The organism is Cardiobacterium sp. Marseille-Q4385, assembly GCF_916618745.1.
Taxonomy (GTDB): Bacteria; Pseudomonadota; Gammaproteobacteria; order Cardiobacteriales; family Cardiobacteriaceae; genus Cardiobacterium.
This window is the reverse complement of sequence record NZ_OU745373.1, coordinates 37,440-53,006: the sequence shown is the minus strand read 5'-3', so window position 1 is coordinate 53,006 and position 15,567 is coordinate 37,440. Positions and strand designations below refer to the sequence as shown.

Genomic DNA, 15,567 nt, shown 5'->3' with positions numbered 1-15,567 from the left:
GCTTTGCAAGCGGCGATGGCAGGGAAGGCGATGGGGTTAGCGGGCGGTCGTTTGTAGCTGGCGGAATGTTATGGCTGATGGTAGTAGCGGTAGCTGCCGTGGGTGTAGGTGGCGAGCAGGTGGCAGCGGCGATCGAGATGGTCGTAGCGGATGAAGGCGGTGAAGGGGTTACCGCCGGTGTACGCGAGCAGGGCGGCGGTTTCATCGCCGGGGTGGACGAGGGGCAGGTGGCCGGTATCGTCGCCGAGGGCGTAGTCCTCGCCCAAGCGGTAGAGGCGGATGTTGTCAAGGCGGCCGGGGGTCATGCTGCGGAAGGGGTTGTCGCGTTGTGCCGCTTGCAGGCGGGTGGTGAGGGCGGCGAGGGTGTGGCCGCCGTCCGGCAGCGGCGGCAGGGTGGGTAGCGCCTGCCATTCGCGCGGCTGGGCGCGTTGGGGGACGATGCCGGGGTAGTAGCAGAGTTCGCCGTCGTAGGCGGTGCCGGGCAGGACGGGTGCCGCTTGTGGCGGTGCGCCGGGGATGCGGAATTCGAGGATGTAGGCGTAACGGCCGCTGTGGCTGCCGTAGAGCCAGTGGTAGTGGGCCTCGCCCCGATCGAGGTCGAGGCGGTGACTACCAATGTTGTGCCAGTGGTCGCGCTGCGGCGGGTTTTGCAGGACGGTTTCTTTGGCGACGGGGATGCCGAGGCGTGCGGTGATTTCAGCCTGCCAGTCGGGGTCAAGGCGGTCGTAGCGGGTGTAGGTGTCGGCAAGCAGGTAGAGGGTGGTGTAAGCGGCGAGCAGGGTTTCGTGGGCGGTGGCGGGGAGGGTGGCAGCGTGTTGCAGGCGGGCGGCGATGCCGGGGAGTTGCGCGTCGTTCATGCGCCGCGCGAGGTGATGCAGTTGTTGGTAGTGTTCACCGCGTTGGGCAAGGCCGTTGCGCAGTTGGTCTTCCAGCCAGCGTTGCAGGTCGGCAAGGCCGTCGGCAGCTTTGGCATGGCGCGCCTGGCGGCGTTTTTCCTGGGCGGCGGGATCGGGGGCTTTTTCGGGTTTGTCGGCGCGTTCGGCTTTGGCTGCGCGGGTATGCTGGCGTTTTTCGAGCCAGGCGGTGACCCAGTCGGGCGGCGTGGCTTCCTGGAAGCGTTCGGGGCTTTCGGCGTAGCGCAAGAGCAGGGCGAGGCCGTGTTTGCAGGGGAATTTGCGGCTGGGACAGCTGCATTTGAAGGCGGGTTCGGCGCTGAGGTCAACGGCGGTTTGGTAGGGGTTTTTGCCGCTGCCCTGGCAGTGACCCCATAGGGCGTCGCCCTGTTTTTCGAGCAGGGGCCATTTGTTGGCGCCGAGGGCAGCGGCAGCTTTGTTGGAGGCGGCGTCAGGGGCGAGTTGGGCGATTTGTGCGGCGGTGTAGGTGGGCATGTCAGAGGGCGTGGATGGTGATGCCTTTGGGGGCAGCAAGTTGTTGTAGTGCAGCAATGTCTGCCGGTGCGGCGTGGATGTAAACGTGGGCGTTGCTGTGGCCGTTGTAGTCGTTGAGCGCCCGCTTAAGGGTGGCAAGGTTGACGCTGCTGCTTCTGCCGCTGATGCCGATATGGGCGTTGTCGGCGGCGAGCCCTTGCAGGATGTTGTGGACGGAGCCGGAGGCAGTCATGCCGCTGCTTTGGGCGGCCACTATCATGCTGTTGGCAAGGAAATCCGTCGATGCGGGGACGTCTGCGATGAGGATTTTGCTGCCGGGCGGTGCGCTTCGGGCGATGCCGGCGGCGACGGTATCGGGGGATGCGCCGCCGCCCGTGGCACAGGCGACGAGCAGGCAGGCGGTGAGGGTTGTGGGCAGGATATGGCGCATGTGTTTCTCCTGGTTGTTTGGGTAAAAACCGCGTAGTTATCCCGCTTGGCGGGTGTTGGCGTTTATGGTGGTAACGCAAGACGGCGGGTTTGGGCCCGCCGTGCGAGGCAGTCTGTTCAGGCCATCAGCGGATTTCCAGGCCGTTGCTGCCTTGGGTAATCTGGTCGCCGGATACGCCCAGCATGGAGAGTATCGAGCGGGCATCGTTGGCAATGATGCCAAGCGCCTGGCTGTCGCCATTTTTTTGGGCTTCCATGTACATCGCCATTTCCAAGCTGCCTATCCAGTACAGGGTGTCGGCCATTTTCTGTTTGTCGGTATTGGACAGGCTTTGCATGGTGCTGTCTTCTTCCATGACTTCCTGCAACTGGTGCACCAGCCCGTGGGCTTTGAGCTGGCTGAGATCGAGGTTGTTGGCGATGCCGTAGCTGATAGTGATCGCATAGGCGGTTGCAGTAGCAATGCTGGTTGTGTCGTAGCCGTCGGATTCGAGAGCCTGCCGGACCTGTTTGATGAGATTGGCGTTTTTCAGGGCGGTGAGTTGCTGTTCGCTTTGATCGTTATAACTGCCCTTGTTTTTGAGTTGCTGCGCGAGTGCGGCGAACATGGCTTCATTGACTTCGTGCGTCGTGCTGTCGCTATGTTTGTATTTGTGGACGTTTTGTGTGGTCGTAGCCTGTTTGGCAGATTCGCTGCTGGTTGAATGGCTATTTTCACTTTTTAATTTTTGTAGGGCTTTTTTGTTGCGTTCGATGTTCTCGTTTACTGTCTTGTCAATCCAGAAGGTATCGCTCCAATCGTAAAGTATTTGCGCCTGGACTTGCGGTGTGGTGAGCAGAATGCCGGTGCTGAAGAATGCGGCGAGCAGGGTACGTTTCATTGTGGTCTCCCAAATGGATTTGTGCAGGATTGCGCATCCTAATGTATGTATTTGTATGCGCCGTCGGGATTACGGTTTTTAGATGTTAAGAAGCCCGCTGTTGTCTCTTTTGGCGGGCTGTCAGGTCAGAATGAGACGCTCAACCGTTTTTCAATGAGGCGGAAGCAACCGACGATGCACAGGGTGATGGCAAGGTAGATGCCAGCGGCGATGAGGAAGGGTTGGAAGGGTTCGTAGGTTTTGGTGAAGAGGGTGTTCGCGACGCCGGTGATGTCGAGCAGGGTCGCGGTGCTGGCAATCGCCGAGCCGTGCAGCATGAAGATGATTTCGTTGCCGTAGGCGGGCAAGGCGCGGCGTAGGGCGCCTGGCAGGATGATGCGGGTGCGGATTTGGTTGCGGCTCATGCCGAGGGATTTGGCGGCTTCGATTTCGCCGCGCGGGGTGGTTTCAATCGCGCCGCGCACGATTTCGGCGGTGTAGGCGGCGGTGTTCAATATGAAGGAGAGCATGACCCACGGCCAGGCCTGACGCATGAGCGGCCACAGGGCAAGTTCGCGCACACCGGGGATGCGGCCGATAACGAGGCCGATGCCGTAGTAGAAGACGTAGAGTTGCACGAGCATTGGGGTGCCGCGAAAGATGTAGCTGAATGCCAGGACGGGCAGTTTCCAGATAATGGAACAGCGCGCGGCGAGCAGGACCCCGCAGGGAATGGCGATGGTGAGACCGATGGCGAGCGAGAGGCCGACCAGCCACAGGGTTTGCCACAGGCCGCCGAGCCACATGAGGAGTTGGGTGTTGTCCATTTATTGTCCTTGTACTTCAAAGCCCACGGAGTAGCGTCGCCGCAGCCACCAGAGGATGGCGATGGAGAGGGTGGTGAGGAGGAGGAAGTAGCCCGCCATGGCGCCATAGAACCAGAAGCCGGCGTAGAGGTCTTTTTTTTGTGCGGTGCGCGCGGCGGCGTTGGCGATGCGCACGATGTCTTGCAGGCCGATGATGGAGACGAGCGCGGTATTTTTCATCAGCACCAGCCAGTTGTTGCCGAGTGACGGCAGGGAGTAGCGCAGCATTTGCGGCCAGGAGATACGCCAGAAGATGGTGCGGCGCGGGAAGCCGTAGGCGCGCGCGGCTTCGATTTGCCCTTTGGGGATGGCGAGGAAGCCGCCCCGGAAGGATTCGGCCATGTAGGCGCCCATGACGAAGCCGATGACGAAGATGCCGGTGTAGAGCGGGTCGATATCGATATGCGGCCAGCCGAGGCGGGTGGTGAGTGCGTTCAGCAGGTATTGGCCGCCGTAGTAGATGAGGAAGAGCTGGATGAGGTCGGGCACACCGCGCACGAGGGTGGTGTAGGTTATAGCGGGCAGGCGCAGCCACGGGTTTTTGTGCATGCTGCCGAGGCAGGCGAGGATGCCGAAGATGAGCGAGACGACGAGGCCGGAGAGGGCGAGCTCAAGGGTGACGAGTGCACCCTTGAGCAGTTGCTCTTTGTATTCAAGCAGGATGGTGTAGCCGTGCATGGTTATTTCGCCGTGCCGCCGGAGATGTCGTACTTGAAGTATTTGTCGTTCACTTTTTTGTATTCGCCGTTTTCTTTGATGGCTTTGAGCGCAGCGTTCAGGTCTTCGCGCAGTTTGTCGTCGTCTTTGCGCAGGCCGATGGAGATGCCTGCACCGAAGTATTTTTTGTCGTCCACGTCGGTGCCTGCCTGTTCGAAGTCTTTGCCTTCGTCGCGTTGCAGGAAGCCGTCTTCCATCACGATTTTGTCGGCGAAGAGCAGGTCAACACGTCCGGCCAGGGCGTCCTGGTTGGCGTCTTCTTGGGAGGTGTAGCGCTGGATATTGGCATCAGGGAAGTTGTCGGTGACGTAGGTGTCGAAGATGGAGGCGCGCAGTACGCCCACGGTTTTGCCTTTCACACCTGCTGGGGTCGGCTCGATGCTGCTGCCTTTGGCGCGGACGAAGATGCCGGGGTTGCTGTAATACGGGTCGGTGAAAGAGATGCTTTCGCGGCGTTCCGGGGTGTCGTTCATGGAGGCGACGATGGCGTCGATTTTGTGCGTTTTCAGTGCCGGAATCAGGCCTTCCCAGTCCATTTGTTCGTAGCGGCATTCGCGCTTCATTTGGGCACAGAGGGCGAGGCCGATGTCGATGTCAAAGCCGGTCATTTTGCCGTCGCTGCCGGTTTCGGAGAATGGCGGATAGGTGCCGTCGGTGGAGAAGACCAGGACGTCGTCAGCGGCAAAAGCCGGAGCGGCGAAGGCAGCAGTGAGGGCGAGAGCCAGGATTTTTTTCATGTTTGCACCTTGATGTCTGTTGGATAAAAGGGAAAGGCATTATTTGGCGGTACCGCCGGAGATGTCGTACTTGAAGTATTTGTCGTTGATTTTTTTGTACTCGCCATTTTCTTTGATGGCTTTCAACGCGGTATTGAAGGCTTCGCGCAGTTTGTCGTCTTCTTTGCGCACGGCGATGGAAATGCCTTCGCCAAAGTATTTTTTGTCGTTCTCTTCGGGGCCGACGGCTTCGAAGTCTTTGCCTTCGTCGCGTTGCAGGAAGCCTTCTTCCATCACGATTTTGTCAGCAAAGAGCAGGTCAACGCGTCCGGCGAGGGCATCCTGGTTGGCTTCATCCTGTCCGGTGTAGCGCTGGATGTTCGCTTCGGGGAATTTGTCGGTGACGTAGTTGTCGAAGATGGAGGCGCGCAAGACGCCGACGGTTTTGCCTTTCACGCCTGCCGGGGTCGGCTCGATGCTGCTGCCTTTGGCGCGGACGAAGAGACCAGGATTGGTGTAATACGGGTCGGTAAAGGCGACGCTTTCGCGGCGTTCCGGAGTGTCATTCATGGAGGCGACGATGGCGTCGATTTTGTCGGTTTTCAGCGCCGGGATCAGACCTTCCCAGTCCATTTGCTGGAAGCGGCATTCGCGCTTCATTTGGGCGCAAAGGGCAAGACCGATATCGATATCGAAGCCAGTCAGCTTGCCGCTGCCGTCCATTTCGGAAAAGGGCGGGTAGGTGCCGTCGGTAGCGAGAACGAGAACGCCATCCGCAGCGAAAGTCTGGGCGGCAAAGCCTGCCGCGAGAGCAAGAGCGAGTGTTTTTTTCATGATTTATCCTTTGAGGCTGTTGGACAAAAACTGACGGACGCGCTCGGAATCGCTGTGGAAAAACAGCTTTTCCGGCGGTCCCTCTTCTTCGATCTGCCCCTGATGCAGGAACATGACATGGCTGGACACCTCGCGGGCGAAACCCATTTCGTGGGTGACGACAATCATCGTCCGCCCCTCGGCTGCCAGTTCCTGCATCAAGCGCAGCACATCGCCGACCAGTTCCGGGTCGAGCGCCGAAGTCGGTTCGTCGAACAAAAGCGCATCCGGCTCCATCGCAAGCGCGCGGGCAATCGCTACCCGCTGCTGCTGGCCGCCGGAAAGCCTGTTCGGATAATAATCGCGCCGGTCATAGAGACCGACCTTGTGCAACAGCGCCGCTGCGCGTTCCGTCGCTTCCGCCTTCGGCACTTTCAAAACGTGCACCGGCGCCTCAATCAGATTCTGCAACACCGTCTTGTGCTGCCACAGGTTGAAATTTTGGAAGACCATCGCCAGCTTCGAGCGCACCCGCTGAATCTGGCGCAGACTGCCCGCTTCGCGCGTGCCCTTCTTCTCTTTAATCTGCACGACCTCACCGGCGACGCGGACCTCGCCACGATCCGGCATTTCGAGAAAATTGAGGCAGCGCAGGAAAGTGCTCTTGCCCGAACCGGACGAGCCGAGGATGGAAACCACATCGCCGCGATGCGCGGTGAGGGAAATCCCTTTAAGCACCTCGACATTGCCGAAGGACTTGTGAATATCAATAGCTTGCAAAGCCGGAATCTCGCTCACCGGAGCCTCCAAAATAAAAGAAAGAGGTCGATTCTACACCAACCGCCCCGCTTGTCTATACAATGCCAGCCTTTCGGAAATCAAGCCCATGAACCCTACACTCGACCTCCTGCAAGACCTTATCCGCCGTCCTTCCATCACGCCCGAAGATGCCGGCTGCCAGCAACTCATTGGCGCGCGCCTGCAAGCGGCAGGCTTTACCGTGCGTCATATCCGTCTCGGCGACACCGACAACCTTTGGGCAACGCACGGCAATGGCGCGCCGCTCGTCGCTTTCGCCGGACATACCGACGTTGTTCCGCCTGGCGACGAGGCGCTATGGCAATCACCGCCATTTGCGCCCACCATCCGCGACGGCAACCTCTATGGACGTGGCGCCGCCGACATGAAAGCAGGCGTAGCGGCGATGACCGTCGCCCTTGAACGTCTTGCCGCCACCGCACACAACGGCACCCTCGCCCTGCTGCTCACCAGTGACGAAGAAGGCGACGGCATCCACGGCACCCAAGCCGTACTGCAACAACTGCGCGAAGAAGGCACCCACATTGACTACGCCATCGTCGGCGAGCCCTCCTGTCGTGCCCAGCTTGGCGACCAGGCGCGACACGGGCGGCGCGGTTCGCTGCACCTGCACCTCACCATCCACGGCAAACAAGGCCACGTCGCCTATCCGGCTAACGCGCGCAACCCCATCCACGCGCTCGCTGCCGTTATCCATCGCCTTACCGCTACCGTTTGGGACAGCGGCAACGCCCATTTCCCGCCGACCTCCTTCCAAGTCAGCAACATCACTGGCGGCAGCGGTGCGGAAAACGTCGTCCCCGCCAGTGCTGCCTGCAAAATGAACTGGCGCTACAACAACCAGCACCACAGCGGCCACCTGCAACAAAAAACCATTGCCCTTATCGAGCCCCTCATGGAAGAGCGCGAAACCCGCGCCGAATACCAATGGAAACTTGCGGGCGAGCCATTTCTCACCGAAAACACCGCCCTGATGCAGGCGCTACGCAGCGCGGTGGCCCGCCACTGCGGCACCGGCCTTGATTACGACACCGGCGGCGGCACCTCGGACGCCCGCTTCCTCGCTAAAGGCGGCACGGCAACCATCGAATTTGGCCCCGTCGGCAGCAGCCTGCACCAGATTGACGAACACGTCCGCGTCGCCGATCTTGCCCCGCTTGCCGCTATCTACGAAGACACCGTGCGCGAATTGTGGCAGCGGCTGAAGCGATAATAGCAACGACGCAAAAGGGGAGGCGGAGCGTGGGCTCGCCTCCCCTTTTTGTGGACAAAATCCCCATAAATGTCTATCCATCTTGATAAGCGGAAAAACGTTAATTAAGCAAAGGAGGCTTCCCTTCTCCGCTTCAGTGCGAGGACGTTAGGGTAGGTAATGCGCCCACAGAATGAACCGCGCTTGGCAGGGCAGAAGGCTGCTTCCTCTCCTTTCGCAAGCGGGAGGAGGGATTTCCGCTGTTGCTAAAAAGATTTCCCCGCTGCGAGATGAACAGCTATTTGTGCCAGCTACTGCTGCCGCCGCCGCTACTGCTGCCACTGCCCCAATTGATACTGCTGCCGGAGTAACTGCGGCTACCGGCTGTCGTGCCGGGTGTCGGGTTACTCAGGCTGTAATTGATGGTGGTGCTGACGAAGAAGGCGATGGAGGCAATGAGCCGATATGTTTTGGGATTCATGGAAATTCTGCCGAAGATAAAGAATGCGGTTCAGTCATGAACCTATTCATCTGTTCCGCCGCCGTCCGCGCGTTTGCCGATGCGGTAGAGGGCGGTAAAGATAATGCCGCTAATGACAAGTGAAGTGACAAGAGCATCGTCGTTCATCGCCAGCCAGGCGGGGAAATTCAGGATGAGATAGATGATGAACAGAATGTAAAAGCAGCCGAGGCAGCTATTTTGCTCATCGTTCCCGCCGGTCTCTTTTAGCTTGAGACCAAACCATCTTTCGATCTGCTTGCGGCTGGTTGGAATGCTGCGGCTCCAGTTGAGCTCTTGCGCGTTTTGTTCAGCGCTCAGTTTCTCCCGTTTACCGGCGTCATAATCATGGTGCGCGAGTTCGTCGCCTTTTTTGATGTGCCAGTAAAAAGCCCCGGCAGCATGGCGAACGCGGCTGCGGTAATCATAAAGTTTCCCCATGCCGCGTGGCGCGCCATTACCCTTCAATGCCGGCCAGTCATTCAAGGTATGGCTGACGCTCCATTCGCCGTCGTCGGTTTCGACCAGCCACAGGAAACCTTGCTGCGGATGATAGAGCAAATATTCCGTCCAGCCGCTGTTTTCGCCTATTTCTTCCTTATAAACCAAGCCGATGAGCGTATATTTGTTGCCGTCAATATCGGCTTCGGCACCAAGCGGCAAAGAGTGACGCTCGGCAATCTTTTGCTGCCGCTCGCCGGTTGTGTGGGCGCTGGCAATGAGACTGTTGCTCTCCAGATCGCTGCCGCAGCTGGGGCAGATAATGGTCGGGGTAAGGCCACGCAGCCAGTCCACCGGAGCACCGCAGTGCGGACAGTTACCGCTGGCGCGACTGCCTTTGAGGGCACCGGCAGTGTCGAGAATCTGCGCATCGCTGCGGGTGTTGGCGAGAGCAAGGTCGGCGAGGGCAACGCCACGCCCAATAAAAATTTCGGGCGGTTCTTCACCGTAATCCAGTGTCAGGAAATGGCTTTCGCAGCGGTAATCGGCGACGCGATTGTGGCGTGTGCCGCTGAAAGGGTAGGGTAGTTCGCCTTCGGCGCTGGCGCGTTCAAGCGTGATGTCGCGCACATCGGCGGCCAAATAAACATTGCCGTCCACGGTGAGCCGGCTTTCGCCGGCGCGAATGTCGGCGAAGTTGGGCAGGGTGGCGCTGCTGGTGGCGGGGCGGGTGAGAACGTACTGATCGCCGCTTTCGGATAACCAGCCGCTGCTGCCGTCATTGTAGAAGAGATACCATTCGTTCCAGATACCGGCGTCGTAGCGGGCTTGCAGGCGACCGACGATGGTAAAGGCCTGCCCTTGATCGTGCCCGGTGGTGCCGATTTGCAGCGGGCTGTAATCCTCGAAAGGCGTGCTGTCTTCGCCGCTGTCGCTGACGCTCGCGCCATCGCGGATGAGCAGGCTGCGGCAGTAGGGACAAACAAGAGTTTTGGCGCTGGCGCTGTAGCTGTGCACGGGGCCGCCGCAGCTGGGGCAGGTTGTGTGGAAGATGCCTTGGGTCATGGCGAACTCGTACCGGGCGGTGATTATCGGGGTGGATGATGAACAAGCGGAAAGACCGACGCCGCAGCAATCTGCCTGTCTTTGTGATCAGTATAGTACGAAAAATTAACGTCAGTACAAAGATATAGCCATATCACTGTGCCTATTCGGCTGATGACGCTTTCCTTTTTTCTCGTTTGCCTAATTTGTCAGCCTCGATAACGGCAATATCCAAAGCATTCCCGGAAAGTAATAACGATTGCCCGCCGTTTAATAGTGGGCTAAAGCTCTCCCTACATTTTGGGTAATACCATTCTTGTGCGGATGAGTGACAAAAAGACCGTTCACAGTCTTATAATCTTTCGTGACGCTGCTCTGATAGGGTTATCGCTGTGGCGTACAACCTGTCATTTTCCCTTTTGCAGAATGGTTATCAGGGTGCGCAAGGCGATGAGTTCGTTTTCTTTTTGTTTCAGTAATTCGTCAGAAGAAAGGGGTTTCTTTTACATCATGTAGCTTCGCCATATAACAATGGTATCTACCTAATGGCGAGCTAAATTTAACCTACATTTTTGTTATTTTTGGTAATTCAGTAACTGCGTTCATAGGCTATTTTTCTGGCGGCATGTCGTCATCGCCGTAATACATCACACCGAGTTTGATTTTGCCGCGTCCATTTTTCAGGCGCCAAGCATTGGTATCGCGCAGGGAATAGATGCAGCCGCAGTATTCCTGCATGTAGAAGTGCTCGCGCTTGCTGATTTCGATCATCCGCTGTGAGCCACCACCTTTGCGCCAGTTGAAGGTCCAGTACTGGACATCGGGATAGGGTTCGGCGGCGCGCAGGCCGCATTCGTTGATTTGCTCCATGTTTTTCCAGCGGCTGATGCCCAGCGAGCTGGTGATGACGGGGAAGCCGTGTTCATGGGCGTAGAGCGCAGTACGCTCAAAGCGCATATCAAAACACATGGTGCAGCGTTTGCCGCGTTCAGGTTCCCATTCCATGCCTTTGGCGCGGGCGAACCAGTTATCGGTGTCGTAGTCGCAATCAACGAAAGGGATGTTGTGTTTTTCGGCGAAGGCGATGTTTTCGTGCTTACGGATTTCGTATTCGCGGCGCGGGTGGATATTAGGGTTGTAGAAGAAGATGGTGTAGTCGATTCCCGAGGCAAGCAAGGCTTCCATGACTTCGCCTGAGCAGGGGGCGCAGCAGGAATGTAGCAGGACTTTGTTATGGCCGTCGGGTGGGATGAGTTTGGGGCGTTGGTAGGGTGTTGGGTTGGTCATGGTATTTAGCGGCTGCTCGCAGCCGGGGTCAAGCGGCGGAAGATGTTGTCCGGGATGGGGCAAGGCATGCCGTCGCGGAAGAGATAGGTGTTGCCTTTGTAGTTGATGGTGCCACTACAACTGGCACTGCCGCCGGGCAGGGGTTTTTCGGGCTGGCTACCGACCGGGACTTCTTCGGTTTTTGCGGCGCGGTAAAGGGTGCAGCGACCACGACCTTTTTTGGCATCGGCATCAACGTAGATGTAGCCTTTACCTTGTGGGCAGCGGTAGATGGCCTGTTCAACGATGACAGTTTCAGTCGGCGGTGGCGGCGGGGTAAGACGTTCGACGGGCAGGAGGGCGACGTTATCGGCATCCTCTTGTGGGACTTCTACACCGGGGACTTCGCCGCTATCTGCGCCTTGTGCAGGGTGTTCGGCTACCGGGTTGTCGCCGTTTTGTGCGGAGGCTTGTGCGTCCTGGACGGCGTTTTGCGCAGCCGCTTCGGCTTGCGCCGTTTGTTCTGCTGCTGCTTTGGCGGCTGCCTCGGCTTGTGCCGCTTGTTCTGCGGCTTTTTGCGCAGCTTCTTGTTTGGCAGCTGCCTCAAGCTGGGCCTGTTCGACAATTTGCGCAGCAGTATAGGCTTCGAGGTTCTCCGCGCTTGGCAGCGGTTGTTCTGCAGCAGCGGGCTGTTCGCCCTTCTTCTGCGTCTTTTTATTTTTTTTACCGGCGGCCGGGGTTTCGGCAGGTTGTTGTACGGTGTGTCCGGCGGGGATGGGATCAGGGCGCAAGGGCTGTTCTTCGCCAGTGATGTATTGGGCACCCGCCTGCACGCCGAAGGTGAGCACGGCGAGCAGGAGGATGGCGCGGGGCTTAGGCGTTAACACGGCTGAAGATGAGGGTGGCATTGGTGCCGCCAAAGCCGAAGCTGTTACTCATGACGGCGTTAAGGGTTTGCTGGCGATTTTCACGCAGAATGGGCAGGTCAACGGCGTTTTCATCAAGGGTGTCGATATGCGCCGAGGCGGTCAGGAAGCCATGTTGCAACATGAGCAGCGAGTAGATGGCTTCGTTTGAACCAGCGGCGCCGAGGGCGTGACCAGTCAGGGATTTGGTCGAACTGATCGGCGGCACGGTTTTACCGGCAAAGGCGGCTTTGATAGCTTCGAGTTCACGGGTATCGCCGACGGGAGTAGAGGTGCCGTGGGCGTTGATGTAGTCAATACCGCCCGGATGGGTGGCCATGGCCATTTGCATGCAGCGCACGGCCCCTTCACCAGAGGGCTGCACCATGTCGTAGCCGTCCGAAGTAGCACCGTAGCCGGTGAGTTCGGCAATAATGTCGGCACCGCGTGCTTTGGCGTGTTCGTATTCTTCAAGGACGAGGACACTGCCGCCGCCGGAGATGACGAAGCCATCGCGGTTCGCGTCGTAGGCGCGTGAAGCGATTTCGGGGGTGGCGTTGTAGTTGGTGGATAGGGCACCCATGGCGTCAAACATGCTGGTCATGGTCCAGTGGACTTCTTCACCGCCACCGGCGAAGACGATGTCCTGTTTGCCCATCTGGATGAGTTCGGCGGCGTGGCCGATGCAGTGCGCGCTGGTGGAGCAGGCAGAGCTGATGGAGTAGTTCACGCCTTTGATGGCAAAGGGGGTAGCCAGGCAAGCGGAGGTGGTGGAGGCCATGGTTTTGGTAACGGCATAGGGGCCGATGCGTTTGACGCCGCTGGCGCGCAGGGTGTCTGCCGCTTCGACTTGGGCGGAGGGGCTGGCACCACCGTTACCGACGACGAGGCCGGTACGGATGTTGGAGATCTGCTCGGGCAGGAGACGGGCCTGCTCGATGGCTTCTTTCATGGCGATGTAGCAGTAGGCAGCGGCATCACCCATGAAGCGCAGGATTTTGCGGTCGATGTGCGCTTTGGTATCGATGTTGATGCTTCCTTCGACTTGGGAACGCAGACCTTTTTCAGCGAAGACAGCGCTGTGGGTGATACCGGATTTGAGATGTTGCAGGGAAGTGAGGACTTCTTTGCAGTTGTTGCCGATGCTGGACACGATGCCCATACCGGTGACGACGACGCGTTTCATGTTGTTGCTCTCTTTATGGGGTTAGAAGCTGTCGGTGCTGGTGAATAGGCCGACTTTGAGGTCGGTGCCGTTGTAGATTTCGCGCCCATCAACGCTGGCGGTCGCATCGGCGATGCCGAGGATGAGCTGGCGCATGATGAGACGTTTGATGTGGATGTGGTAGGTAATTTTTTTGTGGGTCGGCAGGACTTGGCCGCTGAACTTGACTTCGCCGCAACCAAGCGCCCGGCCGCGTCCGACACCGCCGCTCCAGGCGAGGTAGAAGCCGACGAGTTGCCACATGGCGTCCAAACCGAGGCAGCCGGGCATGACGGGATCGCCCTGGAAGTGGCAGGCGAAGAACCACAGGTCGGGATGAATATCGAATTCGGCGATAATTTCGCCTTTGCCATATTTGCCACCGTCTTTGTTGATGGTGGTGATGCGGTCCATCATCAGCATGTTGGGCAGCGGCAGCTGGGCGTTGCCCGCGCCGAAGATTTCGCCGCGTCCGCAGGCGAGCAGTTCTTCTTTGCTGTAGCTGTTTTGCGGGGTATGCGTGCTGGTCATGGTGCCTCCTTAATTCAGCGCTTTTTTGTATTGTTGCAAGAGGGTGTTGTCCTTGCCGTAGATGTCGCCAGCGGTTTGCAGTCTGCCGTCCGGTTCGGTCCAGGTGGTCCAGTACACAAGGTAGATGGGGGTTTCCGGGGTGTTTACCCATTGTTCTTTGCTCTGGTTCATCGCTTTTTTGATGCGCTCGGATGACCAGCCGTTGTTATTAAGCAGGACGTTGGCAAATTCTTCGGGTTTTTGCAGGCGGACACAGCCGGAACTGAGGGCACGATCGCTGCGGCTGAAAAGACCTTTGCTCGGGGTGTCGTGCAGGTAGATGGCGTGTTTATTCGGGAACAGGAATTTGACTTTGCCCAAGGCGTTACGCGCGCCGGGTTTTTGTCGCAGGGTGTAGTGCACGGCAGCGGGTGAGCCCCAGTTGACGGCGCTTGGCCGCATGACGCGTCCGCCTACAACGGCATCGAAGCTGCCATCGAATGCACCAGGATTGCTGCGCAGTTTGTTGATCTTGTCTTTTTTCATGATGGTCGGCGGTACGGTCCAGCTCGGACTCATTACGATGTGGCGCAGGTGATTGGTGAAAGCAGGGGTTTGTCGGTCGCGACGACCCATGATGGCTTTGGTTTCGTACACGGTTTCGTTGCCGCGATACATTTTGACATAGTAGGACGGGATGTTCACAAGAACGTAGGTCTCCCCCATGTCCTGCGGCAGCCAGCGTAGCCGCTCCATGTTGATCATCAGACTGTCGGCGCTGGCATTACGCGTACCGCCGCTTTTGTTGCCGCCATTGAGCATGTTGCGGGTCTTGCCGCTGACAATGCCGTCGGCTTTCAGACCGTGGCTTTGCTGGTAGGTAAGGACGGCGTCAGCCAGGGTGTCGTCGTAGTAGAAGGGGTCGCCGCCTTCTGCCGGGATACCGAGTTTGTCACGCAGGATAGCGACGGCTTCGTGATTCATGCCGGGACGCAGGGTAACTTTCGGCAACGGCGCACTATTGCTGCTGCTGTTCGTCGGGGTAAGGATGGCGTTGCCGATAACGGCGTTATAACGCTGTTTCAGCGCTTGATAACGCGGGTTGCCGTCGTTGATGGTGCGTATGGCAGTTTCGATGTCACCGGAGACGACACCTTGCGCCAGCATATCGCCCAACGCTTCATCGCTGACGCCTTCGGCATTCCATTCGGGATGTGTTTTACGCGGGTTGACCAGGCCGTTAGCAAGGTCGCCGGCGAGGGTGAGGTAGGCATCGGTGAGCAACAATTCCAGCGGAACGATATCATCGTATTGCGCGCCGGCTTGCAGGTTGTTAATCAGCGCACTGTGGTAGCGGGCAGGCGGCAGGGCATCCTGCGGCGCATCGGCAATCAGCCGTTTCAACCCGTCCACCCGTTCCAGCAAGTTATTTTCCTGCGTCCATACCGTCGGATATTGCTCGTTTTCATAAAAAAGGCGCAGACGTTGGGGGTTTTTCAGCGGATAACTCTGTCCGTTATAAGAGACTTCCGTCGGATTCAATACCAGTGCTTCAATCAACTCGATACGGCGGCTGTTAAACGGGCGCATCGCTTCGCCGATGATGGATTGATGCGTCTGCGTCATGGTTTCTTGCGGTGCGGCGCCGTCAGCAACCATTTCTGATAGTTCGCTGGTCGCCGCAGACGGATCAGGCGGCAGATTGTCGGCAAGCGAAGGTGGCGCATCGTCAAATACCGCTTCTTCATTAACCGCTTCCTGAGCAAAGGTCGCGCCGGAGACAGCCAGTAGGGCAAAAACAGAAGCGATGCGATACCGCGAAAAAACATTCATGAACAGTTCCCTGCAAAATAGTGAAAAAACGGCGACATTTTAGCGGCAAACGGTCGCCTCGTCGC

The 15,567-nt window shown here is 58.3% G+C and carries 16 protein-coding genes; 1 reads left to right on the top strand and 15 read right to left on the bottom strand.

The features are described from left to right. Positions 1–68 precede the first annotated feature (68 nt). The 8 genes from LG374_RS12375 to LG374_RS00265 form a co-directional block, all read right to left on the bottom strand. The gene (locus tag LG374_RS12375; RefSeq protein WP_255594331.1) at positions 69–1,388 is read right to left on the bottom strand and encodes an SWIM zinc finger domain-containing protein; all 1,320 of its coding nucleotides are present in this window, start codon (positions 1,386–1,388) and stop codon (positions 69–71) included. Between the two features lies 1 nt (position 1,389). Further along, the gene (locus LG374_RS00295) at positions 1,390–1,818 is read right to left on the bottom strand and encodes a hypothetical protein (protein WP_225755824.1); all 429 of its coding nucleotides are present in this window, start codon (positions 1,816–1,818) and stop codon (positions 1,390–1,392) included. Between the two features lie 124 nt (positions 1,819–1,942). Then, positions 1,943–2,698, bottom strand: coding sequence for a DUF6683 family protein (locus tag LG374_RS00290; RefSeq protein WP_225755823.1), 756 nt, complete (start codon positions 2,696–2,698; stop codon positions 1,943–1,945). Positions 2,699–2,823: 125 nt separating this feature from the next. Then, entirely contained in the window at positions 2,824–3,504 is a 681-nt protein-coding gene (locus LG374_RS00285; RefSeq protein WP_225755822.1) for an ABC transporter permease, read from the bottom strand. Beyond that, a complete protein-coding gene (locus tag LG374_RS00280; RefSeq protein ID WP_225755821.1) occupies positions 3,505–4,221 on the bottom strand; it encodes an ABC transporter permease in 717 nt (238 codons plus the stop codon). A 2-nt stretch (positions 4,222–4,223) separates the two neighbouring features. Next, entirely contained in the window at positions 4,224–4,997 is a 774-nt protein-coding gene (locus LG374_RS00275) for a transporter substrate-binding domain-containing protein (RefSeq protein WP_225755820.1), read from the bottom strand. A gap of 39 nt (positions 4,998–5,036) precedes the next feature. Further along, a complete protein-coding gene (locus tag LG374_RS00270; RefSeq protein ID WP_225755819.1) occupies positions 5,037–5,810 on the bottom strand; it encodes a transporter substrate-binding domain-containing protein in 774 nt (257 codons plus the stop codon). 3 nt (positions 5,811–5,813) lie between these two features. Then, entirely contained in the window at positions 5,814–6,587 is a 774-nt protein-coding gene (locus LG374_RS00265; RefSeq protein WP_225755818.1) for an ATP-binding cassette domain-containing protein, read from the bottom strand. Between the two features lie 88 nt (positions 6,588–6,675). On the opposite strand from LG374_RS00265, the gene dapE reads away from it, so the two are divergent. Then, complete coding sequence (gene dapE, locus LG374_RS00260; protein ID WP_225755817.1) at positions 6,676–7,821, top strand: succinyl-diaminopimelate desuccinylase; 1,146 nt, start codon at positions 6,676–6,678, stop codon at positions 7,819–7,821. Positions 7,822–8,098: 277 nt separating this feature from the next. Here dapE and LG374_RS00255 read toward each other — a convergent pair whose 3' ends face one another. The 7 genes from LG374_RS00255 to LG374_RS00225 all read right to left on the bottom strand — a co-directional run bounded on the left by LG374_RS00255 (position 8,099) and on the right by LG374_RS00225 (position 15,502). After that, a complete protein-coding gene (locus LG374_RS00255; protein WP_225755816.1) occupies positions 8,099–8,281 on the bottom strand; it encodes a hypothetical protein in 183 nt (60 codons plus the stop codon). A 42-nt stretch (positions 8,282–8,323) separates the two neighbouring features. Further along, positions 8,324–9,805: a DUF4178 domain-containing protein gene (locus LG374_RS00250; protein ID WP_225755815.1), complete on the bottom strand. Its 1,482-nt coding sequence runs from the start codon at positions 9,803–9,805 to the stop codon at positions 8,324–8,326. Positions 9,806–10,393: 588 nt separating this feature from the next. Continuing rightward, on the bottom strand, positions 10,394–11,071 hold the full coding sequence (locus tag LG374_RS00245) for an epoxyqueuosine reductase QueH (protein WP_225755814.1): 678 nt from the start codon (positions 11,069–11,071) through the stop codon (positions 10,394–10,396). A 5-nt stretch (positions 11,072–11,076) separates the two neighbouring features. Further along, positions 11,077–11,937 carry a hypothetical protein gene (locus LG374_RS00240; protein WP_225755813.1) on the bottom strand — a complete coding sequence of 287 codons (861 nt, stop codon included), beginning with the start codon at positions 11,935–11,937 and terminating at the stop codon, positions 11,077–11,079. Then, positions 11,924–13,141: a beta-ketoacyl-ACP synthase I gene (gene fabB / locus LG374_RS00235; RefSeq protein ID WP_225755812.1), complete on the bottom strand. Its 1,218-nt coding sequence runs from the start codon at positions 13,139–13,141 to the stop codon at positions 11,924–11,926. Before fabB ends, LG374_RS00240 begins: the two co-directional genes overlap by 14 nt. A 21-nt stretch (positions 13,142–13,162) precedes the next feature. Further along, positions 13,163–13,690: a 3-hydroxyacyl-[acyl-carrier-protein] dehydratase FabA gene (gene fabA / locus LG374_RS00230; protein ID WP_225755811.1), complete on the bottom strand. Its 528-nt coding sequence runs from the start codon at positions 13,688–13,690 to the stop codon at positions 13,163–13,165. A 9-nt stretch (positions 13,691–13,699) separates the two neighbouring features. After that, positions 13,700–15,502 carry a murein L,D-transpeptidase gene (locus tag LG374_RS00225; RefSeq protein WP_225755810.1) on the bottom strand — a complete coding sequence of 601 codons (1,803 nt, stop codon included), beginning with the start codon at positions 15,500–15,502 and terminating at the stop codon, positions 13,700–13,702. Positions 15,503–15,567 lie beyond the last annotated feature (65 nt).